24 protein-coding genes are annotated in these 21,842 nt (G+C 55.3%); 17 read left to right on the top strand and 7 right to left on the bottom strand.

Annotated elements, in window-relative coordinates; translation table 11 throughout:
• Window positions 1-34 precede the first annotated feature (34 nt).
• The 4 genes from AAC019_RS13600 to AAC019_RS13585 all read left to right on the top strand — a co-directional run bounded on the left by AAC019_RS13600 (window position 35) and on the right by AAC019_RS13585 (window position 2,820).
• On the top strand, window positions 35-322 hold the full coding sequence (locus AAC019_RS13600) for a hypothetical protein (protein ID WP_339899546.1): 288 nt from the start codon (window positions 35-37) through the stop codon (window positions 320-322).
• A gap of 76 nt (window positions 323-398) precedes the next feature.
• A complete protein-coding gene (locus tag AAC019_RS13595) occupies window positions 399-935 on the top strand; it encodes a PH domain-containing protein (protein WP_339899544.1) in 537 nt (178 codons plus the stop codon).
• On the top strand, window positions 922-2,412 hold the full coding sequence (locus tag AAC019_RS13590) for a PH domain-containing protein (protein ID WP_339899543.1): 1,491 nt from the start codon (window positions 922-924) through the stop codon (window positions 2,410-2,412). The genes AAC019_RS13595 and AAC019_RS13590 overlap by 14 nt, the downstream gene beginning before the upstream one ends.
• A 27-nt stretch (window positions 2,413-2,439) precedes the next feature.
• A complete protein-coding gene (locus tag AAC019_RS13585; RefSeq protein WP_339899542.1) occupies window positions 2,440-2,820 on the top strand; it encodes a DUF2007 domain-containing protein in 381 nt (126 codons plus the stop codon).
• Window positions 2,821-2,867: 47 nt separating this feature from the next.
• Here AAC019_RS13585 and AAC019_RS13580 read toward each other — a convergent pair whose 3' ends face one another.
• Complete coding sequence (locus AAC019_RS13580; RefSeq protein ID WP_339899540.1) at window positions 2,868-4,586, bottom strand: DEAD/DEAH box helicase; 1,719 nt, start codon at window positions 4,584-4,586, stop codon at window positions 2,868-2,870.
• A gap of 971 nt (window positions 4,587-5,557) precedes the next feature.
• Between AAC019_RS13580 and AAC019_RS13575 the strand changes: the two genes are divergently transcribed.
• The 3 genes from AAC019_RS13575 (at window position 5,558) to AAC019_RS13565 (ending at window position 7,463) form a co-directional block, all read left to right on the top strand.
• Window positions 5,558-6,400, top strand: coding sequence for a 4-alpha-glucanotransferase (locus AAC019_RS13575; RefSeq protein ID WP_339899539.1), 843 nt, complete (start codon window positions 5,558-5,560; stop codon window positions 6,398-6,400).
• A gap of 10 nt (window positions 6,401-6,410) precedes the next feature.
• Window positions 6,411-6,800, top strand: a complete 390-nt coding sequence (locus AAC019_RS13570; protein WP_339899537.1) for an HIT family protein — start codon at window positions 6,411-6,413, stop codon at window positions 6,798-6,800.
• 159 nt (window positions 6,801-6,959) lie between these two features.
• The gene (locus tag AAC019_RS13565; protein WP_339899536.1) at window positions 6,960-7,463 is read left to right on the top strand and encodes a GNAT family N-acetyltransferase; all 504 of its coding nucleotides are present in this window, start codon (window positions 6,960-6,962) and stop codon (window positions 7,461-7,463) included.
• Between the two features lie 187 nt (window positions 7,464-7,650).
• Here the strand turns inward: AAC019_RS13565 and AAC019_RS13560 are convergent, their stop codons facing one another.
• The 3 genes from AAC019_RS13560 to AAC019_RS13550 form a co-directional block, all read right to left on the bottom strand.
• A complete protein-coding gene (locus tag AAC019_RS13560) occupies window positions 7,651-8,211 on the bottom strand; it encodes a TMEM165/GDT1 family protein (protein WP_339899534.1) in 561 nt (186 codons plus the stop codon).
• A gap of 272 nt (window positions 8,212-8,483) precedes the next feature.
• Complete coding sequence (locus AAC019_RS13555) at window positions 8,484-9,014, bottom strand: DUF3806 domain-containing protein (protein WP_339899533.1); 531 nt, start codon at window positions 9,012-9,014, stop codon at window positions 8,484-8,486.
• A complete protein-coding gene (locus AAC019_RS13550; protein ID WP_339899531.1) occupies window positions 9,007-10,572 on the bottom strand; it encodes an FMN-binding glutamate synthase family protein in 1,566 nt (521 codons plus the stop codon). The genes AAC019_RS13555 and AAC019_RS13550 overlap by 8 nt, the downstream gene beginning before the upstream one ends.
• A gap of 164 nt (window positions 10,573-10,736) precedes the next feature.
• On the opposite strand from AAC019_RS13550, the gene AAC019_RS13545 reads away from it, so the two are divergent.
• Both AAC019_RS13545 and AAC019_RS13540 read left to right on the top strand, forming a co-directional pair.
• Window positions 10,737-11,024 carry a hypothetical protein gene (locus AAC019_RS13545; protein WP_339899529.1) on the top strand — a complete coding sequence of 96 codons (288 nt, stop codon included), beginning with the start codon at window positions 10,737-10,739 and terminating at the stop codon, window positions 11,022-11,024.
• Window positions 11,025-11,057: 33 nt separating this feature from the next.
• Window positions 11,058-11,831: a hypothetical protein gene (locus AAC019_RS13540; protein WP_339899527.1), complete on the top strand. Its 774-nt coding sequence runs from the start codon at window positions 11,058-11,060 to the stop codon at window positions 11,829-11,831.
• Between the two features lie 37 nt (window positions 11,832-11,868).
• Here the strand turns inward: AAC019_RS13540 and AAC019_RS13535 are convergent, their stop codons facing one another.
• Entirely contained in the window at window positions 11,869-12,264 is a 396-nt protein-coding gene (locus tag AAC019_RS13535) for a DUF3859 domain-containing protein (RefSeq protein ID WP_339899526.1), read from the bottom strand.
• A gap of 137 nt (window positions 12,265-12,401) precedes the next feature.
• On the opposite strand from AAC019_RS13535, the gene AAC019_RS13530 reads away from it, so the two are divergent.
• The 8 genes from AAC019_RS13530 (at window position 12,402) to rpoS (ending at window position 18,739) form a co-directional block, all read left to right on the top strand.
• Window positions 12,402-12,680: a septum formation initiator family protein gene (locus tag AAC019_RS13530; protein WP_339899524.1), complete on the top strand. Its 279-nt coding sequence runs from the start codon at window positions 12,402-12,404 to the stop codon at window positions 12,678-12,680.
• Window positions 12,681-12,689: 9 nt separating this feature from the next.
• Window positions 12,690-13,403, top strand: coding sequence for a 2-C-methyl-D-erythritol 4-phosphate cytidylyltransferase (ispD, locus tag AAC019_RS13525; RefSeq protein ID WP_339899523.1), 714 nt, complete (start codon window positions 12,690-12,692; stop codon window positions 13,401-13,403).
• 2 nt (window positions 13,404-13,405) lie between these two features.
• Complete coding sequence (ispF, locus tag AAC019_RS13520; protein WP_339899521.1) at window positions 13,406-13,897, top strand: 2-C-methyl-D-erythritol 2,4-cyclodiphosphate synthase; 492 nt, start codon at window positions 13,406-13,408, stop codon at window positions 13,895-13,897.
• Window positions 13,890-14,882, top strand: coding sequence for a tRNA pseudouridine(13) synthase TruD (locus AAC019_RS13515; RefSeq protein ID WP_339899520.1), 993 nt, complete (start codon window positions 13,890-13,892; stop codon window positions 14,880-14,882). Before ispF ends, AAC019_RS13515 begins: the two co-directional genes overlap by 8 nt.
• A 126-nt stretch (window positions 14,883-15,008) precedes the next feature.
• Window positions 15,009-15,653 carry a protein-L-isoaspartate(D-aspartate) O-methyltransferase gene (locus AAC019_RS13510; RefSeq protein WP_339899554.1) on the top strand — a complete coding sequence of 215 codons (645 nt, stop codon included), beginning with the start codon at window positions 15,009-15,011 and terminating at the stop codon, window positions 15,651-15,653.
• Window positions 15,653-16,615, top strand: a complete 963-nt coding sequence (locus AAC019_RS13505; RefSeq protein ID WP_339899518.1) for a DUF368 domain-containing protein — start codon at window positions 15,653-15,655, stop codon at window positions 16,613-16,615. The genes AAC019_RS13510 and AAC019_RS13505 overlap by 1 nt, the downstream gene beginning before the upstream one ends.
• A gap of 88 nt (window positions 16,616-16,703) precedes the next feature.
• Window positions 16,704-17,576: a peptidoglycan DD-metalloendopeptidase family protein gene (locus tag AAC019_RS13500; RefSeq protein WP_339899516.1), complete on the top strand. Its 873-nt coding sequence runs from the start codon at window positions 16,704-16,706 to the stop codon at window positions 17,574-17,576.
• 164 nt (window positions 17,577-17,740) lie between these two features.
• Window positions 17,741-18,739: an RNA polymerase sigma factor RpoS gene (gene rpoS, locus AAC019_RS13495; protein WP_339899514.1), complete on the top strand. Its 999-nt coding sequence runs from the start codon at window positions 17,741-17,743 to the stop codon at window positions 18,737-18,739.
• 82 nt (window positions 18,740-18,821) lie between these two features.
• Here the strand turns inward: rpoS and fdxA are convergent, their stop codons facing one another.
• On the bottom strand, window positions 18,822-19,145 hold the full coding sequence (fdxA, locus tag AAC019_RS13490) for a ferredoxin FdxA (RefSeq protein WP_041523631.1): 324 nt from the start codon (window positions 19,143-19,145) through the stop codon (window positions 18,822-18,824).
• Between the two features lie 82 nt (window positions 19,146-19,227).
• On the bottom strand, window positions 19,228-21,816 hold the full coding sequence (gene mutS / locus AAC019_RS13485) for a DNA mismatch repair protein MutS (protein ID WP_339899512.1): 2,589 nt from the start codon (window positions 21,814-21,816) through the stop codon (window positions 19,228-19,230).
• Window positions 21,817-21,842 lie beyond the last annotated feature (26 nt).

Genomic DNA, 21,842 nt, shown 5'->3' with positions numbered 1-21,842 from the left:
GGCCTCCGACATCAGACATTTTTTAGAGGCCCCTATGTATATATTCTCCGCCGACGCTACGGCGCGCAAAGACATCGACGACGATGTTAAAACGGGGCAGCAAGTGCCTTTTATTGTGTACATTAATTTCACCGACTTGTTTGGTGCCGAGCAGCTGTGCAAAATTTATCTGATGCGCGCGGGTTTTACCGACATTAACATCAGCAAACGCAAAGGCGTGCCCGCCTCGCTGCTGGAGGATAAGCGCGTTGTGGCCGCCGATAAAGCCTTAAGTGAGGCGCTTGAGGGCGGATATCATATTCAGATGTACGATGATTTTTAATGTCGGCTTGCCTGTAGCTGGTATTTAAGGCGACAATCAGTTCCTGAAGCACTCAACAATAATGACAGGGACTGCAATGGCACAGCTTGATTCAGTTGTAACCGACGATACCCTTCCTCCTTTGCTCGACGAGCCCTGGCGCCCCATTGACCCGCGTTATTGCTGGGTGTTGCGCATCGTTGTTTTTATTTACTTTTTTATTATTTGCCTGGCCGGGGTGGTTTTTGCGTGGCTGGGCGACCCGGTTGTGTTGCCCGTGATTGGCTACCTTCTTGGGGGTGTGGGCACCTTGGGATTGTTTCTTTTTTTTGTCTGGGCACCTCGCCGGGTGCGCCACACGCAGTATTTATTGCGCGAGAAAGACGTGCATATACGTATGGGCTTTTGGTGGCATTCGACGACCTCGGCCGGTAACAACCGGGTACAGCACACCGAGGTGACTCAGGGCCCCATCGAGCGCTGGTTTGGTTTAAGTAAGTTGGTGGTGTATACCGCCGGTGGGGGGCAGTCCGATGTAAAAATACCGGGTTTGCCGACAGATACCGCCCACCGTTTAAAAAACTACCTGACCCAACAGGTGGTGGCAGAGGAGCTGCTGGATGCAGCCGAATAACGAGTGGCAGCGGGTATCGCCAATTGCCACGGTCTATTTTTTTGTTAAATCCATTCCGCACCTGATTAACTTTTGGCCGGCGCTGGTGCCGTTGCTCGCCGGCGGCGAAACCTTGCGCCACATGGCGTTAATGTACGGTGTGCCGGCGTTGCTGGTGTTTCTTATTGTGGGCGTGTTTTTACAGTACTGGTTTTTTAGCTATAAAGTCGAGCTCACCCGCTTAACCTTGCGCTCGGGCGTGTTTAACCGTAAACGTCTTACGCTGGATTTTGATCGGGTACAGCAGGCCGACATTGCCCACCCGTTTTACTTTCGCCCGTTTAACCTGGCAACGCTCGGTTTTGAGAGTGCCGGCTCGGCTCAGCAAGAGGTGGACGTGCCCGGCTTGAGTGTGCAGGCGGCCGAGAACTTGCGCCAATTGGTGTTGGAGCAGGCAGCCCAAGCTGGGGCCACAGAGGGTGATGCGGATAATTCGATTGCCGCAGGCGAGCCTGAATTCTCCCTGCATTTACCGCCGGCCGAGATACTGCGCTACGGTTTAATGCACAACACGCTCTTGTACCTGGCGCCGCTGGCGGCGCCTTTGGGGCAATACCTCGGCCCGCTAATCGAGACTTCGGTCGCGTCACTCGAGCACTCGCAAGTGTACGGCTTGGTTACGTGGGTCAGTGACAATCTGGCGGTGTCGGTAACATTAGTGCTGGCGCTTATGGCGGTATTGGCCGGTACGGCATTGCTGTTTGGCTTGTCGGTGATTTTGGCGCTGGTGCGTTACTGGAACTACCACTTAACCCGGGTAGGGGATCGGTTTCAGTATCGCGCCGGCCTTACCACCATACGCACCCGCGGCTTTAAGCATTACAAGCTGCAAAAAGTCACCATTAGTCAGGGGCTAATCGCGCGCTTATTGCGCCGCCATACTGTGCATATCAGTAAAGCCGGCAGTTTTGGCGCGGCGCAGGCGCAAAATAATCAACGTTTTATTGTGCCGGTGCTGGATATCGTTAATTTATTGTTACTGCGCGGTGAGCTGTCATTGCCGACGGCGCAGTGGCAAAGCATCAGTCGGTTTTACCAAGTCTTTCCTGTGGTCTCGCTCAGCGTCATTACGGTGGCGGCCGTGGCGGTGGGCTGGTTTGCGCTGGGTGCGGTGAGCTTGCTGGGTTTACTGTTTATCCCATTCATTTACGGGTATTTTTGGCGCCGTTGGCACTGCCTGGGTTACTACCGCAGTGCTGAGTGGTTGGCTTTACGCACCGGGTTTATCGGCTTTACCGAGCGCTGGTTGCCTACCGGCAAGTTGCAAAAAATACGGGTGGTAGCCACGCCGGTATCCCGTTGTTTTGGGCTTGTGCATTTGCAGGTGTGGAGCGCCGATGGCGTCTTGACCATTCCCTGTTTGCCGGCGGCAATGGCGAGCGAGTTGCGCGACTCGTTGTTAACCGATGTGGTTAATTATCGTCGCGCCTGGCTGTAAAGCCGTTTACTTCACTGAGGCGACACCATGACCGACATACTGTTGTACCAAGCCGCCAATACTATCGAGGCGAAAATGATTGTCGATGTGTTGGCGCAGGCGGGCATTGCGGCGCGCATCCAGGGTGAATATCTGCAAGGCGGCATCGGCGAGCTGCAGGCTTTGGGTGTTGTGCGGGTGATGGTTGCTGAGGCCGACTACGATAGCGCGCGGCAAGTGGTGGATGAGTGGGATAAGGCCGAGCCGGTTATCGATCCGAGTATCGAGCAAACCGCGACCAGTGCAGCGCGAGTGGAAAGCTCAGCCACGGCACCTATCGCCAAAGCAACAGCGACACGGGTGTTGTGGGGTGTGTTAATTGGTGCTGTAGCCGCTATTGCTTGGCTGGTGTTTGTTGCCAAAGCATAAAAAAAGGGGCCGCTTTGCAGCGGCCCCTTTTTTGTCGTTTGCTTTAATTACTTGCTGGCAAACTTTTTCTTTTTACCTTTTGGCTTAAAGCTGCCAGCGCCTTTGCGGGCGGGGCCGCGATCTTCACTCAGCGACAACACTTGGCCGCGTACGTGAATCGAGGCAATCTTCTGTGCCATAGGCGCTGCCATATCTTCGGGCAGATCCAGCGTCGAGAAGCTATCGAACAGTTTGATCTGACCGATTTGACGGCTTTGCAGGCCGGCCTCGTTGGCAATGGCGCCGACGATGTCGCCTGGACGGGCACCGTGAGTGCGGCCAACCTCAATGCGAAAACGCTTCATGCCTTGCTCTGGTCCGCGTGAGCGACGCTCTGGGCGGTCGCCACGATCACCGCGATCGCTGCGCTCGCGCTTTTCACGAACCGGATCGGGTTTGATGTCAGCCAGCTTAACTTGCAGCGGGCGATCTTTTTGCAGCAAGTAAGCCATGGCCATGGCCAGTTGCTCGGGCTCGATTTCTTTTTCGCGGCAGTAGTTACCCAATAGCTCGTCAAAAAAGCTCATGTCCTGTTCCGACTCTAAGACATCGGTAATACCCTGAAAAAACTGATCCACACGAGCGGCGGTAATGGTGTCGCCGCTGGGCAGCTTCATGGCTTCAATGCGCTGTGAAGTCGCCTTTTCGATTGAGTAAAGCAGGCGTTTTTCGCGCGGGGCGACAAACAAAATCGCTTTACCCGAGCGGCCGGCGCGGCCGGTGCGGCCAATACGGTGAACGTAAGCTTCGCTATCGTACGGAATATCGTAGTTGATAACGTGGCTTACACGCTCCACATCGATACCGCGCGCGGCAACGTCGGTGGCAATCAAAATATCCAGTTTCTTGTTCTTTAAGCGCTCGATGGTGCGCTCGCGCAACTGCTGGTTCATGTCGCCGTTAATGGCCGCTGCCGAGTAGCCGCGTGCTTCTAGTTTTTCGGCCAGCTCTACGGTAGCGGTTTTGGTGCGCACAAACATAATAATGGCATCAAACGGCTCAACCTCGAGAATACGGGTTAGCGCATCCAACTTGTTGGTGCCGCTCACCATCCAGTAAACCTGCTCGATGTTGGCGCCGGTTTTACTTTCGTTGGCGATGCGGATTTCTTCCGGGTCGCGCAAGTAGGTAGTGGCAACACGGCGAATCTCTTTGGGCATGGTGGCCGAGAAAAGCGCGGTTTGGCGTGTGGCCGGGGTGTGCTCCAAAATCCAGGATACGTCGTCGATAAAGCCCATGCGCAGCATTTCGTCGGCTTCATCCAATACTAAGTTGGTTAACTTAGACAGATCTAAGCTGCCACGACGCAGGTGGTCCATTACCCGGCCGGGGGTGCCCACAACAACCTGAGCGCCACGCTTAAGCTGACGCAACTGGCCGCGCATATCCTGGCCGCCGTAAATAGGCAGCACATGAAAGCCGGGCATTTCGCTGGCGTAGCGTTGAAAGGCCTCGGCTACCTGAATAGCAAGCTCGCGGGTTGGCGCCAGCACCAGAATTTGAGTGTGCGATTTGGTGGTGTCGACTTGTGACAGCATCGGCAAGGCGAAGGCGGCGGTTTTACCGGTACCGGTTTGCGCCAGGCCAACGATGTCTTTACCGTCCAGCAGGGCCGGGATGGCGGCTGCCTGAATCGGTGAGGGTACTTCATAGCCGACTTTGGTTACGGCGCTTAATACCGCCGGTGAAAGGGCCAAATCGGAAAAAGTAAGGTTTTCTGTGGTCATTTATAGTTCCCAGGTGCGCCAATGCGCAACAATCTTTACGGTGACGCGACACAGCGCGCCGTGAGGCGGAGTTTGACCCGGAATGATCGCAGCGACGCACCCGCGTGTGGGGTGACGTTTACGATAAAGTGCAACACAGACAACGACCGGCAACCGTAGCAGGGCTACAGTTAAACTCGGGTATTCGCCATTTGGCTCGTTGATAACGACGCAGATTGCTAGACAACCGCTGCGTAGATAACTGGGGCGCGGCTAGGCGCCAAAATAAGCACAGGCGAGACACATGCATGGTATACACACTGCCGGGAAGCTACGTTCAGATAACTATTCAAATTTCAGCGCAGTTTTACCTGCACTCTGAGCAGTTACTTTTTTTAGCTTCCTCCCGGGCTCCGATTCTCTGTCATTTGCCAGAGTCTAGAGCCAATCAGCATTACCCTGCAGTGTTCTTTGCACGCAGACGAGCCTTAAAATTTGTGGCTCTTTATATAGGAGGGCTTTACTGAGGCGCGCAGTATAGGGTATTGGCCAGGGTTTGACCAGCGGTATTTTTAGGGGGCGCTGCAGCGAAGGCCTTAACCGGTAGGGTTGCCGTTGGCGTGGGCTTTTTATAGGCCCGTGTGGACGGGCGTGGCGCGTTACTTTTCTTTGTTTGGGTGAGAGCAAAGCCCTCAAAAGGCCGCGCCTGCACACTTCGACAACTACACCTGCGTTGTTCTACGTCCTCACATCCATATTATGGGGACGTAGGCAAAGGACTAACCAGCGTCCCGCGGCCACTCACGGGCGCTTGCACAGAGCCGCGTAACTCGCTACCCCGTCATCCCGTGCAGAGTGAAGCGGCGACACGGGGTTCAGTGGCTTAGTATTGCGCCCGGAGCTTTGATCAAACCGCATTTTATAGTAGCTCTGTAATATCATGTTACGCTTGGTGTTTACGTGGCTCGCGGGCTTTTTGATACGGATAGGTTATGCAGGATAAACAAGCACATAAGCATTTATCGACTACCGCGCTGGCGCGGGCTATTGGCAAAGACAGCAAAGAGCTGTTTATCTTGCTGGCCAATAGTGGGTGGATCGTCAAAGTGGACGGCCAATGGCATTTAACCGAAAAGGGCCGCTTTGAAGGGGGCACTTACGCCAACCACCCCAAGTATGGCGAGTACATTGTTTGGCCCGAGTCTTTGCGCCAGCACAGCGTGTTGCGTTTGTTGCCCGACGCCCCCTTGAGTGCGCGAAACTTATCCCAAAAGCTAAACTTACCCGCGCGTTTAGTGAACCTATTATTAGCCGAGCGCGGTTGGATAAAACGCCATGTGCACGGCTGGCATTTAACCGAGCGCGGTGAAGCCCTAGGCGGTCAACAGCACGTTAGTGATAGCACGGCCATTCCGTTTGTGACCTGGCCCGAGAGCCTGCTGGAAAACCCGCAACTTAAATTGGCCGCGCAGCAATTATCGCCCTCAGCGACTACCTGCACCGATGGGCACCCGGCGGGCGACGCCGGTCGCGCACAAATTGATAACTGGCTGTATGTGGCAGGTTTAACCCACGCGGTAGACTACACGTTAGTGTTGCCCGGCAGCGGCGGCACACAGCGCTTAACCGTCGATTTTTATTTACCTCAGCAACAAATAGCCATCGTGTACTGGGGTAAGCCAACTGGCCCGGGCGAGTTGGCCGGGCACTTAGATGCCCGCGAGAAACTAAGAACCGCGCACTTCGCTATTATCGAAATAGAGCAGGATCAACTCACTAACCTCGATGAGATTTTAGCGCGCGAACTGATGCACCACAGCATTGCTGTTTATTAAAGGAGGCTTTATGGCCAGTATTTTTAGCAAAATTATCGCCGGTGATATTCCCGGCCACTTTGTTTGGCAAGATGACATTGCCGTTGCCATTATGACCATCGGCCCGTTAAAACCCGGCCATGTATTGGTGATCCCCCGCCAAGAAGTCGACCACTGGTACGACCTTGACGCCGACACGATGGCGCACTTAACCGTAGTGAGCCAAAAAATCGCACGCGCCTTGCAGCAAGCGTTTCCCGCCGAGCGAGTGGCGATGATTATTGCCGGTTTAGAAGTGCCCCATACGCATTTACATTTGGTGCCGATGGATGAAATGGGCGAGTTGGATTTTGCCCGCGCGGGGCAGGGCGAGCCGGAGGAGCTTGCAGCGCAAGCGGAGAAGATTCGTCGATTTTTGTAGATTTTGATTGTCGTCCCGGGCAGAGCGAAGCGGCGACCCGGGACCCAGTGGCTTTAATCTGGGGATAAAGGCTGCTGCTAACGTGGATTTTGTTTGTATGCCCGTGTTAGCGGTAGCTTTCGCCAAGTTTGAGGCGACAGCTAGAAAAAGGAAGTTGCTATGAATATTCGGGAAGCTCGTTTTTCAGACGCTGAAGCAATTGCACAGGTGCAGTTTCAAGCGTGGAAGTCTGCGTACTCTGGAATTATGCCCGACGAGTTTCTTGATTCAATGGATATGGCGATATACCGCTCAAACTGGCAAAGAGCGCTAAAGCACGCTGGGCCGGGGCGGTATTTAGTGGCGGTAAATGACGATGGTTTGCTGGGTTTTAGCGTATTCGGCCCGGCGAGAGATACCGATTTGGGTGGTGAGCACTCGGCGGAGTTGGTGGGTATAAATGTAAAACCTACTGTGTGGCTTTCAGGCGTTGGTACCGCTTTACTGCGAGAAGTGGTGAAGGAGACTTCGGCTAGCTACCGGGCACTTTACTTGTGGGTGGCAAAGCAAAATGTCCGCGCCATTCAATTCTATGAGTCTCACGGGTTTTCTCTGGAGGGGAAAGAAAAAACAGAAGCGTCTCACGCAAATGTGGAGGAGGTTCGATACGTTTTACCTTTGTGAATTAAGCATAGTTTTAAAGACTCTGGGTCCCGTCTCGACGCTTCGCTCTACACGGGATCACGTAGAGTGTCGAGGGATGTTGGCCCTGGCCTATATTGAGCAGCTAATACCTCGTTAGCATTTATCGTTCTCCGTTCTCCGTTCTCCGTTCTCCGTTCTCCGTTCTCCGTTCTCCGTTCTCGTCCTATCAAATCCCCTGCCAAAAACTCGCCAACGCAAACCCCAAAAACAACACAAACGCGCCGATATGCACCCACTTTAAATTAATGCGCTGCAGTATCCAGCGGCCAAAAATAACCACCGGCACGTTCGCCAACAACATGCCGAGTGTTGTGCCGATAATCACCATCCAGGTCGCGCTGTATTTAGCGGCGAGTACCACGGTGGCGATTTGGGTTTTATCGCCAATCTCGGCGAGAAAAAATAACACGCAGGTTGCGCCAAAGGGGCCGAGTGCGGCAAAGCGGCCGTCGGTGTCATCGGCTTTGTCGGGTATTAGCATCCACAGGGCGACCGCAAGAAAACTGACGCCGACAATCCAGGGTAGCCACTGAGGTGGAATTAAGCCCCCGATCCAATCGCCCAGCCACGCCGATAAACCGTGGTTAATGAGCGTAGCCACTAAAATGCCTAAACAAATAAGCGCCGGGCGACCATAGCGGCCCACCAGCAAAAGGGCGAGCAGTTGAGTTTTATCGCCCATCTCGGCAATAGCAACGGCGAGGGTTGAGCCTATTAATGCTTCCATAATTTTTAATGAGTTGTTCAGTAAGGGTTGTTAATTATCCAAGGCTTCTGCTTTTGCTTCAGCTCAAAGATCTTGATTAGGCTATTGCGCGACGAAGTGCCTTTATGGCTCCTCTGCAGTCGGCCGAGCGGAAACCGATTTTAGAGGACAGCCGTAGCGCTACATGAATGCGCAGGAGCGGCCTTTTGGTTACTTTGATTTGGCAAACAAAGAAAAGTCACTCGCTACGCCCGGCGACACGGGCTTATTAAAAGTCCGCCATAGACGGCACTCTAATAAGGAAGATACTCCCGCGTTTCGCCATAGGGCAAAGGCGGTAACTGTGCGCCTACCAAATCCATCGCCTCGACATAGACTTTTTTTACATCGGGCTTTAAGCCTACCTTCATGCGCCGCGACAGCATGGTAACAGGAAACAGACAATCCTGCGTGTCTTTGATGCAAAGCGCGCGCGAGCGGCCGCGTTTGTCCTCGTAGATTTTCCACTCGAGCGCGGGCTCGGCGGTGAGCATGACGTCGGCGAGCACGACGCCCAATGCTTGCAGGGTGAGCTTGTCATCGTTGGTCACTAACTCGCGATCGACGACGCGCTGCAGTGTGTTTAGGTCGGTTTTGTCACCGCGAATCGGGGTGCCGGTGTTCTCGCGGGTTAATCGGTCAACCCGCGCCCGCTGTTTGGCCAGGTAGCTGCTGTCGGTCCAGCTTAGCTCCTCAATAATAGGGTACTGCGGCTCAAATTGGGCACTGCTAAAGGGGCTGATAACTACCAGCAGCAGTAGGGCGTTACGCAACCATTTACTCATCGATTAGCTCCTCTTGGTTACCACTGAGTTGGCGCTGGGGCTCCTCAGGGCGAGTTTGGTCATCTATCAGAGTGATAGGTTCGGGATGAGTTTCACTTAATGGCGCAGAAAGGCCAGAGGCGGCGACAACGTGCACGTGGCTGCGGCGCAACTGGCGCGGCTCGGTGACGCCGCAGGCGTGGGCAATCAGGCCGACACCGTAGGTCATATTGCGCTGATAGTGTGCCACGCGGGTGGCTTTGTCGGTGGGGTCGAGGCCTTTTTGCAGTTTTGGATCGTGGGTGGTGACCCCGGTGGGGCAGGTGTTTTTGTGGCACTGCATGGCCTGAATACAACCTAAGGCAAACATAAAACCCCGTGCGCTAACGGTAAAGTCGGCGCCGCAGGCCAGCGCCCAGGCGACTTTGGCCGGGGTAATCAACTTGCCCGAGGCGATGATTTTAATACGCTCTTTAAGGCCAGCTTGGTTTAACAAATCCGATACCCAGGGCAGGCTCTCTTTTAGCGGCAGGCCGACAAAGTCCATCAGTGGCTGGGGCGCCGCGCCGGTGCCGCCGTCGCAGCTATCGATGGTAATAAAATCCGGTGCGCGGTCGATGCCCCGCTGTTTAACGGCCTGTACCAAGTCGCTCAGCCAGCCTTTATCGCCAATCACGGCTTTAAAGCCCACTGGCTTGCCGGTGACTTCGCGGATATGTTCCAGCATATCCAGCAGGTCGTCGACCGAGCGGATGTCCGGGTGGCCGTTAGGGCTGATGGACGGGTGCCCTTCGGCAATACCGCGAATCTCGGCGATCTCGGCGGTGACTTTCTCGCCGGGTAAAATACCGCCTTTGCCGGGCTTGGCGCCCTGGCTGAGTTTGACCTCGATCATGCGCACGTTGTCGTGCCCGGCGATAACTTTTAAGCGTTCATCGCTTAGATGGCCCTCGGCGTCGCGCACGCCGTATTTGGCGGTACCCACCTGAAACACGATATCGCCACCGCCCTCCATATGGTAGGGCGATAGGCCCCCTTCGCCGGTGTTTAGCCAGCAGCCGGCCTTGGCGGCGCCGGCCGATAGCGCCCGGACGGCGGGGCGTGACAGGGCGCCGTAGCTCATACCCGAGATGTTAAAGATCGAGCTGGTGGTGTAGGGCGTGCGGCAGTATGGCCCGATGGTAACCTCGGAGGGCAGTGCGGCGTCTTGCTCGAGCGTGGGGAAGGCCGAGTTTAAAAACATCACGCTGCCAGTGGGCGATAGGTCGCGGGTCGAACCAAAGGCGATATTGGCATCGACGTTTTTGGCCGCGCGGTAGGCCCACGAGCGCTCGGCGCGGTTAAAGGGCATCTCTTCGCGGTCCATGGCAAAAAAGTACTGGCGAAAAAACTCACCCATATGCTCAAAAAGGTAACGAAAGCGGCCAATAACCGGGTAGTTGCGCCTAATGGTGTGGGTGTTTTGATTCACGTCTATGATGTAAAGGACGATCACGGTGATAATAACCACCACGAGCAAACCAATAAACAGCAGCGCGAAAGCGTTTAGTGCGGACAGGGCGAAATTGTCGTTGGTCATGAAATCTGGCTTCGGTTGAGAGTCTTTTGTTGGCTTATCTACCCGGCTGGTGGCGCTTAAAGCGTTAACCGGTTGCTATCGCGCTATGATAGGCTTTTTTGCGAGCGGGTGCATGTGTGCAGGCGCGAATCCAAATTTTTTAGGCAAGTGAGCGGAGCAAAACCATGCGTGGATTAATGATGCTTTTACTGTGGGTTGTGGTGCTGGCGCAGGCTGCGGTGCTGTATATGGGCTACCAGCGAGAGCAAGCGCTAAGCGCCGAGGTGACTTCGCTGCGCGCCGAGGTGACCACATTGCGCCAAAGTATAGCCCAGCAGCGCAATAAGCTGGCTCAGATCGAGCGGCAATCGGTGAGCGCAATGGTCGCTAAAGCCAATAAAGTAATTGTGGAGGGGTGGGATGCCATTGTCGACTCGGTGGAGTCAGAGATGGTGCGCGCCCCGGTTGAATGAACTTACTAGATCACGACAGAAAAGGATAAAACCATGAAAGCCTCAAAAATTATTTTAATCGTACTGCTGTTGATCGTTGTGGCGGTAGCAGGTGGCCTTTACTACTTGTTTAGCAATCTGGACTCATTGGTAGAGTCGGGTATCGAGAAGGTCGGCACCGATGTGACCAAAACCCAAGTGGATGTCGACCGGGTGCACATCGAGCTGCTTAAAGGCCGGGGCGAGATCTATGGCCTGAGCATCGCCAACCCGCCGGGTTATAGCTCGGACAACCTGTTCCAGTTTAGCGAGGTAGCGCTGCAAATTGAGCCCGCCAGCGTTAGATCGGATGTGATTGTACTGAATGAAGTTTTAATTGACGGGGTAACCTTAAACGCCGAACACGACGGCGCAACCGGCACCAATGTGCAAGAGATACTCGATAACGTGCGCTCGCAGTTTGCCGATGGCGAACCCAAGCCCGAGGCGGAGCCCCAAGGCCAGACCAAACAGCTGCGCTTTATGATCGAGAAGCTGTCGTTTACTAACACGCAAATGTCGGTGATCTCGCCCAGTTTTAAAAATCGCACGGTAACCCTTGAAGGCATTAATCAGAGCAATATTGGCAGCCGTGAGGAGGGGTTAACGCCGCAAGAGTTGGCGCTGGCGATAGTGAAGCCGTTAATGGATAAGGCGCAGGATCGCCTGGAAGACGAGCTGCGCGATCGCGCCATAGAAGAGGCGACCAAAGCGATTGAAGACAAAGTGTCCGAGTCAGATAAGAAGGCGTTAGACGGCTTAAAATCAATGTTTAGCGACGACAAATAACCTGCAAGCGCGGCGGGGCTCGCAACAGTGCCGCCGATTAAGCGCCGGGCATTACCATGGTGAAGGTCTCGTCGGCGATAAGCTCGCCCTCAATCGCGAGGGTAATACGCCAGGGGCCCTGCTTGTTTTCTACCGGGGCCCAAATGGTGTCGCCGATAAAAAAGTTCCAGTCGTTTTGCCGGATAAACTCTTCACCACTAAAAGGCGCAAGTGGCTCGCCGTCGTCGCCTGGGATGTCCGGGTGGTAAATACAGTACTGCAGCTTTTTGTTTTTGGCTTTTTTAATGTTGGCGATATAGCCGAACTCAATATCCAGCTCGCAGGGGATTTCCCGGGTGACTTTAAGCAGCTTAGGCAGCGCCTTAGATTCATTGTCCCAGGGGGTGTAAATGCCCCAGCTTTTAAGCTTAACTTGGTATTTCTTTTTGGCCATGAGAGTGCGTGCGGTAATGGGTTAACAGAGCGGGCGCTACTATACACCGCCGCGCCCCGGCTGTTAACTGTGAGCGGTGCCCCCAGAATTATCGACTGTGATAGCCCTTACCCCCAAGCTGCGATAAACTGCCGCCTATGAAATGGTTGCTCGCGATTTTGATAGTGATATTTGTGGGGCTGCAATACCGGCTTTGGGTCGGGGATGGCAGCTATGCCCACCGTGCCCGGCTGGAGCAAGAAATCGTCCGCCAAAGCGCAAAAAATGAGCAGCTGCTAGAGCGCAACCGCGTGCTGGCTGTCGAGGTCGAGGATCTAAAAACCGGCCATCAAGTGGTCGAGGCGCGGGCCCGTCACGATATTGGCATGATCAAAGACGGCGAAACCTTCTTTATGACCCATACCCCCGACGAATAAGACACCTCTATGCCAGAAGATCTAGCGCGCAGATGCTGGGCTATCGTACCTGCGGCGGGCAGTGGTACCCGCATGGGCAGCGATACCCCTAAACAATACCTACCCATTGATGGCAAGCCCATACTGGCTTACACCCTAGAGAAGCTATTGGCCGTGCCCGACATTAAAGGCGTGGTTGTGGCTTTGGGCCCGGATGATGCCCACTGGCCCACTCTGGCTTTGGCCAGCCACCCCAACGTGCACACGGTAATCGGTGGCGCCGAGCGAGCTGACTCTGTGTTACAGGCATTGCAAGCGCTGCAACTGTTTGCCGGGCCGGATGACTGGGTGCTGGTGCACGATGCGGCGCGCCCTTGTGTGCGGGTCACTGATATAGAGCGGCTGCTGCATAAAGTGCGCGCCAGTGACGCCGCCGGGGGCCTGCTGGCAACGCCCGTGAATGACACGATTAAACAGGTTAATGATGGTTGGGTTAGCCGTACGCTGGATCGCAGCCAGCTGTGGGCGGCGCAAACGCCCCAGTGTTTTAGGTGTCAGGATTTAGCGCGGGCGCTGCGCGAGGTAAAAGCCAGCGGTATTGCGGTAACCGATGAAACCAGTGCCATGGAGCACGGTGGCGCCAGCGCTATTGTGGTTGAGGGGCGGGCTGACAATATTAAGGTGACCCGCCAAGAAGATTTAGTACTGGCGCAGGCGATACTGCGTCACCAAAGGGAGGAGTAAATATGCGCATAGGGCAGGGCTACGACGTTCATAAATTCGGGCCGGGCGATAAAATCGTTATCGGTGGCGTGGTGATCCCGCATACCCATGGCTTGGTGGCGCACTCCGATGGCGATGTATTGCTGCACGCTTTGTGCGACGCGTTGCTGGGCGCCTGCGCACTGGGGGACATTGGCCACCACTTTCCGGATACTGACCCGCAGTACAAAGGCGCCAATAGCCGTGAGCTGCTGCGCCTGGTAAATCAAAAAGTGCGCGCCAATGGTTGGCAGTTGGGCAATGCCGATATGACGATTATTGCGCAGGCGCCGCGTATGGCGAGGCATATATCCGCCATGTGTGAGGCCATCGCCGCCGATTTAGATTGTGCAATTAATCAGGTCAACGTAAAAGCCACCACCACCGAGAAGCTCGGCTTTACCGGCCGTGAAGAGGGCATTGCCGCGCAGGCGAGCGTCTTATTAAAACCTTTGGTCGGAGAGCCGTGTGCCTGAAGAATTTGCTATTAACTTTCCCCGTGCTCACGGTGATTTGTTGGGTGAGGCGGGCTTTCGCACCGAAAATGCCGACTTTTTAGTGACCGAAGAACTCGGTTTTAGCCCTTCGGGCGAGGGTGAACATGTTTATTTGTACATCGAGAAAGACGGCGATAACACCGCCTGGATCGCCCGACAAATAGCGGCATTAGCGGGTATTGAAACCCGCGATATTGGCTACTGCGGGCTGAAAGATCGCCACGCCATTACCCGCCAGTGGTTTAGCGTGTATCTTCCCAAAGGCCCGGAGCCCGACTGGCAGGCCCTGCGAACCGACACCATCCGGGTGCTAGAGGTTGCGCGCCACCGGCAAAAGCTGCGCCGGGGTCAGCATTTGTGCAACCGTTTTAGTATTTTATTGCGCGGGGTAACTGCCGATGTGGCAGCGCTGGAGCCGCGTTTAACCGACATTGCCACGCACGGCGTGCCCAACTATTTTGGCCCACAGCGCTTTGGTATCGACGGCGGCAATTTGGTGCTGGCGCAGCGTTTACTGGTCGATCAGGTGCGCATTAAAAACCGGCCCAAGCGCTCTATGGCGCTGTCGGCGGCGCGCTCGTACCTGTTTAACCAAGTGTTGGCAGAGCGCGTCAAGCGCGATTGCTGGCGCGAGCTAATGCCCGACGAGTCGCCCATCGAGATTGGCGGTGAGGCGCTACCCAGTGGCCCACTGTGGGGCCGGGGTAGGCCGCAGGTAACAGGTGCCGCGCTGGCGCTGGAGGAGCAAGTGCTGGCGCCCTGGCAGCACTGGTGCGAGCCGCTGGAGTTTACCGGTGTTAACCAGGATCGCCGGGCGCTGGTATCAAAAGCACAGGGCTTAAGCTGGCAATGGCAGGGCGATGACTTGCGCCTCGATTTTGCCTTGGGCGTGGGCTGTTACGCCACATCGGTGATCGCCGAGCTGCTTGCCACCAAGCTTCCGAAGCGGCTGTCAGAGGCCTGAATTGATTGGCTTTTATGCTATAGTGGCCAAACTAAAAATGGCGAGATCAAAAAAGGCACTGGGCACTAGCCGAGGCCGATTTAACAGGGGTAAAGGGTGAGCAATCTGATTCTGGAAGGTGTGGGCATGACGTCGCTGCGCACCCGTGAGCGGCTGGTGCAGCGGCTTATGGAGCAGGGCGTTAGTGACTTAAAAGTGCTGGATGTGATCCGCAATACCCCGCGTCATCTGTTTTTGGATGAGGCGTTGTCGCACCGCGCCTACGAAGACTCGGCCCTGCCTATCGGCTTTGGTCAAACCCTGTCGCAACCTTATATTGTCGCCCGTATGACCGAAATCCTGCTGGGCGCCGCCGGCGGCAACCTAAAGCGGGTGCTAGAGGTTGGCACCGGCTCGGGCTATCAAACCACCGTACTGGCGCAGTTGGTCGAGCAGGTGTACAGCGTCGAGCGTATTAAGCCGCTGCAAGACAAAGCCCGCCAGCGGCTGCGTCAACTGGGGTTACGCAATGTGATTTTAAGCCATGCCGACGGCGGTTTTGGCTGGGCCGACAAAGGCCCGTTTGACGGTATTTTAAGTACTGCCGCGCCGCGTTTTGTCCCCGAAGACCTCAAACAACAGTTGGCCCCCAATGGGGTACTGGTGATTCCGGTGGGCGATCGCGAGCAGAGCCTGCATCTGATTATGCGCCAGGGCGACAGCGACGATTTTGTCACTCAAGTTTTAGAGCCCGTGCGCTTTGTCCCGCTGCTATCGGGAACCGCTCGCTAATGGTGTCAACCTCCATCTTGGCAACCGTCCTAAAAGGCATGGCCATGGGCGCCGCGGATGTGGTGCCCGGCGTCTCGGGTGGCACCATTGCCTTTATTGCCGGTATTTACGAGCGCCTGTTGGGCGCGCTTAAATCGTTTACACCCGCTGCACTATTAATACTTAAACGCGAAGGCTGGACGGCGTTTTGGCGCCATGTGGATGGCACTTTTTTGTGTGCGCTGTTTGGCGGCATTTTATTGAGCATTGCCACCCTGGCTCACGCTATCGAGTTTGCACTACACAATTACCCGTTGCAGGTGTGGGGCTTTTTTAGTGGGCTTATTTTGGCCTCTACGGTTTATATTGGGCGGCATTTGCAGTGGCGCCGGGTATTGGTGTTAGTGGCTTTTGTGGTGGGCGCGCTCGCGGCCATTTGGCTTGGCTCGGTTAAGCCCGTCAATATGCCCATTAACACCGCGACCATCTTTGCCGCGGGCGCTATCGCCATTTGTGCGATGATCTTACCGGGTATCTCGGGCAGTTTTTTGCTGCTTATTATGGGGGTATACCCGGTTATTATTGGCGCTGTCACCGACTTTAATCTTAAGTTACTGGCGACCTTTATGGCCGGTTGCGTGCTGGGGTTGCTACTGTTTTCGCACCTGTTACATTGGCTGTTAAATCGCTACCGGCAGCCAACGTTGGCGGTGTTGTGCGGTGTGTTGGCGGGCTCGCTGAGTATTGTCTGGCCCTGGAAACAAACCGTAACAACCATGGTAGACCGTCACGGGGAGCTGGTACCTTTGGTGCAGCGCAACCTGATGCCCTGGCAGTTTGAGGCTAGCGTGGGTGCAAACAGTGCCTGGCCCAGTGTGCTGGCCTTGTTTGTTGTGGCGGTGGTAATGGTGTTTGCCCTGGAGTACGGCGCTGGTTGGCTGACAAAAAAACGTACAAAAATGGCGGGTAGCGTTAAAACTTGATGTTGCTACGCATTATTTAAGATAATTTTTAAATAATGGGGCGTTGCTAATCGCAAAAGTAAATAAGCCGGCAGGGGTAAGTGGGTCGATGAAGCAGGCTAAAATGTGGATGCAGATCACATTATGCGGTTGTCGCATAAATCGCCTGTTCATTATATTGATCGCCTTGTGGCTCGCCGCCTGTAGCTCCGCCCCTCCGGCCGATGTCGCCGACCGGCGTCAGCCACCCACCCGTAAAATTCTGGTTCACAGCGTTTCATCGGGCGAGACGCTTTACTCTATCGCGTGGCGCTACGGGCTGGATTTTAGGGCACTTGCGCGTCACAACGGCATCGGTCCGCCCTATACGATTTATAAGTCGCAGCAGCTGCGTCTGGATATCGACGACGCCTCTCAGCGTAAGCCGCCCCCGGCTATTGCGGCCAACCCCCGGCGCCCTGTTAGCAGTGGCAATAACTCTACGGTTGTGGCGCAAGGGCCTCGTACATCGGTGAACACAGCGTCGACGCCACAAGTGAATCAGGCGCCACGTTCTGAAAATAAAACACCTGCCGCTACCGCGCCGCCTTTGGCGCCATTACCCAGTGGGGCAGTGCAGTGGCGCTGGCCCGCCAGTGGGCCGGTAATCGGCCGTTTTAGCAGTGGCGATGGTTTAAACAAAGGTATTGATATTGGTGGCAAAGTAGGTGACTCTGTACTTGCAGCCGGTGCTGGGAGAGTGGTTTACGCGGGTACCGGGCTGCGCGGGTACGGTAAGTTGGTGATCGTCAAACATAACGAAACCTTCCTTAGTGCTTATGCGCACAACGATGCACTGTTAGTGCGCGAGGGAGATAGCGTAAAAGTCGGTCAACAAATTGCTAAATTAGGTTCCAGCGGTACCGATAAACAGAAATTGCACTTTGAGATAAGGCGCGATGGCAAACCGGTTAACCCGTTAACGTATCTGCCTAAACGTTAGGGCTAGTGGGTTTGGCGTAACATTAAAAGATGCAGTAAAGGCGTAATCGCACCTGAACTTAAAGCGTAACAGCCACATGGTTGTGGCAACGAGGTACTGTTGGAAATATTGTCAGCCGGAAGTGTGGCGACAAACTCCGGTATGGATCCTGAAGGGGGCCTAGCATGCCAGTACAAAATAGGGAAATAAATAACGCCAGCCGCAACGATCACATCCTTGCTCAAGTAGACGATGGTGACGTTGCCGAAATAGTACTTGATGATGAGCCCAAACGCTCAACTGCCACCAAACGAAAGCCCACACCTGATCGCTTTGCCAGCGATACCTCTTCACTTGACGCGACACAAATCTACTTAAACGAAATTGGTTTTTCGCCGCTGCTCAGCGCGGAAGAAGAAGTCTATTTTTCACGTAAGGCCCTGCGTGGTTGTGAGGCCTCGCGCAAGCGCATGATCGAAAGCAACTTGCGCCTGGTGGTTAAAATCTCACGCCGCTATGTTAACCGCGGGCTGGCACTGTTGGATCTGATCGAGGAGGGCAACCTTGGTTTGATTCGCGCTGTCGAGAAATTCGACCCCGAGCGTGGCTTTCGCTTCTCGACCTACGCCACATGGTGGATTCGCCAGACCATCGAGCGGGCTATTATGAACCAGACCCGCACCATCCGCTTGCCCATTCATGTGGTAAAAGAGCTAAACGTTTACCTTAGAGCAGCGCGGGAGCTTACTCAGAAACTCGATCACGAGCCCTCGGCCGACGAAATTGCCACTATGCTTGAGCGTCCGGTCGCGGATGTGGAGCGTATGCTGGGCTTGAATGAGCGGGTTACCTCAGTGGATACCCCGATTGGCAGCTCGTCGGACCGTACCGTGGTGGACACCATCAGTGATCAGCGCGAATCTAACCCTGCCGTGCTGACACAAGATAGCGATATAAACGACAGCCTGGATGAGTGGCTTGACGAGCTGAGCGAGAAACAGCGCGAGGTGCTGGCGCGTCGCTTTGGCTTGCGCGGCCATGAGGTGAGCACGCTGGAGGAGGTAGGTCGCGCTATTGGCCTAACCCGCGAGCGCGTGCGGCAAATTCAGGTCGAGTCGCTGCGCCGCTTGCGCGACATTATGGAAAAACAGGGCCTAAGCAGCGAGAATCTGTTTGGGGTTTAGTTTGGCTTTTTAAAACGATTTACCCACGTATAAAAAAACCGCGCACTTGGCGCGGTTTTTTTATGGCTGTGGGGCAGGTGCGTTATCGCTCCAGATACTGCAGCTTGCCTTCCACGCCATCCCACTCTTCGGCGTCGGCCGGAGCGTCTTTTTTCTCGGTAATGTTAGGCCATACCTCGGATAGCTCGGCGTTGAGCTCCAGGTACACTTCCTGATCTTCTGGTAGCTCGTCTTCCGAGAAAATAGCATCTACCGGGCATTCGGGCTCACATAGGGCGCAATCAATACATTCATCTGGGTGAATGACGAGAAAGTTGGGCCCCTCGTAAAAACAGTCAACCGGGCAAACCTCGACACAGTCGGTGTGTTTACATTTAATGCAGTTATCCCCAACTACGAATGTCATTGTGCAGACTCCACGATTACAGGTGCTTGGTGCGTAAAGGGGGGCATTTTACCAGCATTCTCAATTTTTGGTAGATCAATTGTCATGAATTCAGCTGTTTCAGGCGGTACAACGCCTCTAATGCCTGCCTTGGGGTTAAATCATCCGGGTCAATTTCGCTTAATGCCTCAATGGCCGGGCTAACCGGTGCGTCAAATAAGCTTGCCTGCAGGGGCGAGGGCTCGGGCGAGCGGTTGGTTACCGGGGTTGGGCGCTCGTTATTTTCCAGCAGAACCAGCTGCTCGGCGGCGCTTTGCAGTACCGGGGTGGGAATACCGGCCAACTTGGCCACCTGAATCCCGTAACTCTTACTTGCCGGGCCTTCCTGCACTTTGTGCAAAAACACAATGTTGTCTTTGTGTTCGGTGGCGTTGAGGTGCACGTTGGCAATATGGGGCAGGCTCTCGGGCAGCTCGGTTAATTCAAAGTAGTGGGTGGCAAACAAGGTAAAGGCGCGCACATTCTCGGCCAGGTGGCGGGCGCAGGCCCAGGCCAGCGCCAGGCCATCAAAGGTGCTGGTGCCGCGGCCAATTTCATCCATTAATACCAGGCTGCGGTCGGTGGCGTTGTGCAGGATGTTGGCGGTTTCGGTCATCTCTACCATAAAGGTCGAGCGGCCCCCGGCTAAATCATCGGACGAGCCTATGCGGGTAAATATGCGATCGACCAAGCCAATTTGCGCGCTGGCGGCGGGTACAAAGCTGCCTACGTGAGCCAGCAGGGTAATTAACGCGGCCTGTCGCATATAAGTCGATTTACCGCCCATATTGGGGCCGGTAACAATCAACATGCGGCGATCGTCATTAAAGTCCAGATCGTTGGGGACAAACGGGCCGTCCAGCACCTGTTCGACCACTAAGTGGCGGCCGTCTTTAATATCGAGCCCTGGCGTGTGGACCAGCTCGGGCCGGCACAAGTCCAGGTTAATGGCCCGCTCGGCAAAGTTGGTGAGTACATCCAGCTCGGAAACCCCGGCGGCTGAATCCTGCAGGGCTACTAAATGTTCATTGAGCTTTTCAATCAGCTCATCGTACAGCGCTTTCTCGCGGCTGAGGGCCCGGCTTTTGGCTGACAGCGCTTTGTCTTCAAACTCTTTTAGCTCTGGGGTAATAAAGCGCTCGGCATTTTTTAGGGTTTGGCGGCGAATATAATCGGCTGGTGCACCGCCCGATTGCGCGCGACTTAGCTCGATAAAATAACCGTGTACCCGGTTGTAGCCCACTTTTAGTGTGCTGATGCCGGTGCGCTCGCGCTCGCGGGTTTCTAAATCCACAAGGTACTGGCCAGCGTTGTTGCTGATGTTGCGCAGCTCGTCTAACTCGGTGTCGTAGCCCTCGGCGATAACGCCGCCATCGCGAATGACCACCGGTGGGTTTTCGACAATCGCCCGCTGCAGTAAATCAACCAATTCAGGAAACGTGCTGATCGCTTGCGAGAGCTCTGTTAAGCGCGGTGACTGGCAGGTTTTTAGCGCGGCTTGCAGCTCGGGGTAGCAGGTTAGCGATGCCCCTAAGCGAGATAAATCTCGCGGGCGGGACGAACGCAGCGCCAGACGGCCCAAAATGCGCTCCATATCGCCAATGCGCTTTAGTAGCTCGCGGATAGGCTCAAATTTGTAATTATCGGTCAGTACGCTTAGGGCCTCTTGGCGTTCGACCAGTGTGTGCATGTCGCGCAGCGGGCGGTTTAGCCAGCGTCGCAACAGGCGTGCGCCCATGGCGGTAGCGGTGCGATTGAGCACCGAAAACAATGTATTGTCGTCACCGCCGGTAAGGTTGATGTCAATCTCCAGGTTGCGCCGGGTGGCGGCATCCAGGGCGACGGCTTCATCGCGGTTTTCATAGGCCAGACCGCGCACGTGGGGTAGGTCGGTGCGCTGGGTTTCGCGGGCGTAACTTAGCAGGCAGCCGGCGGCGGCAATGGCGCTGTCTAAGTGATCGCAGCCAAAGCCCGATAAGTCTTGGGTACCAAACTGGCGGGTTAGCAAGCGCTGGGCGGTTTCTAGCTCAAATTCCCACGGCCCGCGGCGGCGTACGCCTTTACGGTTTTCGGTTAGCTCGGGCAGCTCAAGGTCATCGCTGACGAGTAGCTCGGCCGGGTTAAGGCGCTGCAACTCACCGGCGGCGGCATCCAACCCATCGACTTGTAAAACCAAAAAGCGGCCGCTCGCCATATCCAGCGAGGCGATGCCGTAAGTGTCCTCATGGCGGTGCAGGGCCACCAGCAGGTTGTCCCGGCGCTCATCCATTAAGGCTTCGTCGCTCACCGTGCCCGGGGTAACCACGCGCATCACCTTGCGCTCCACTGGCCCTTTACTGGTGGCCGGATCGCCGATTTGCTCGCAAATCGCCACCGACACACCGGCGCGTACCAGCCGCGCTAAATAGCCCTCGGCCGCGTGATAGGGCACCCCCGCCATTGGTATCGGCTCGCCGCCGGACTTACCGCGCGCCGTTAACGTCACATCCAGCAGCTCTGAGGCTTTTTTGGCGTCGTCAAAAAAAAGCTCGTAAAAATCGCCCATGCGATAAAACACCAACTCGGTAGGGTGCTCGGCTTTGATCTTTAGATACTGCTGCATCATGGGGGTATGAGCGCTGGTGTCGGCGGTAGAGGTCGTTTTGGACGGCATATTTTTCCAGAGGTATGTGCGGTTAA

Origin of the sequence: uncultured Gilvimarinus sp. (assembly GCF_963975215.1) — a bacterium.
Lineage (GTDB): Bacteria > Pseudomonadota > Gammaproteobacteria > Pseudomonadales > Cellvibrionaceae > Gilvimarinus.
Note: the sequence above shows the minus strand (reverse complement) of the source record. Positions and strands in the feature narration are given on the sequence as shown.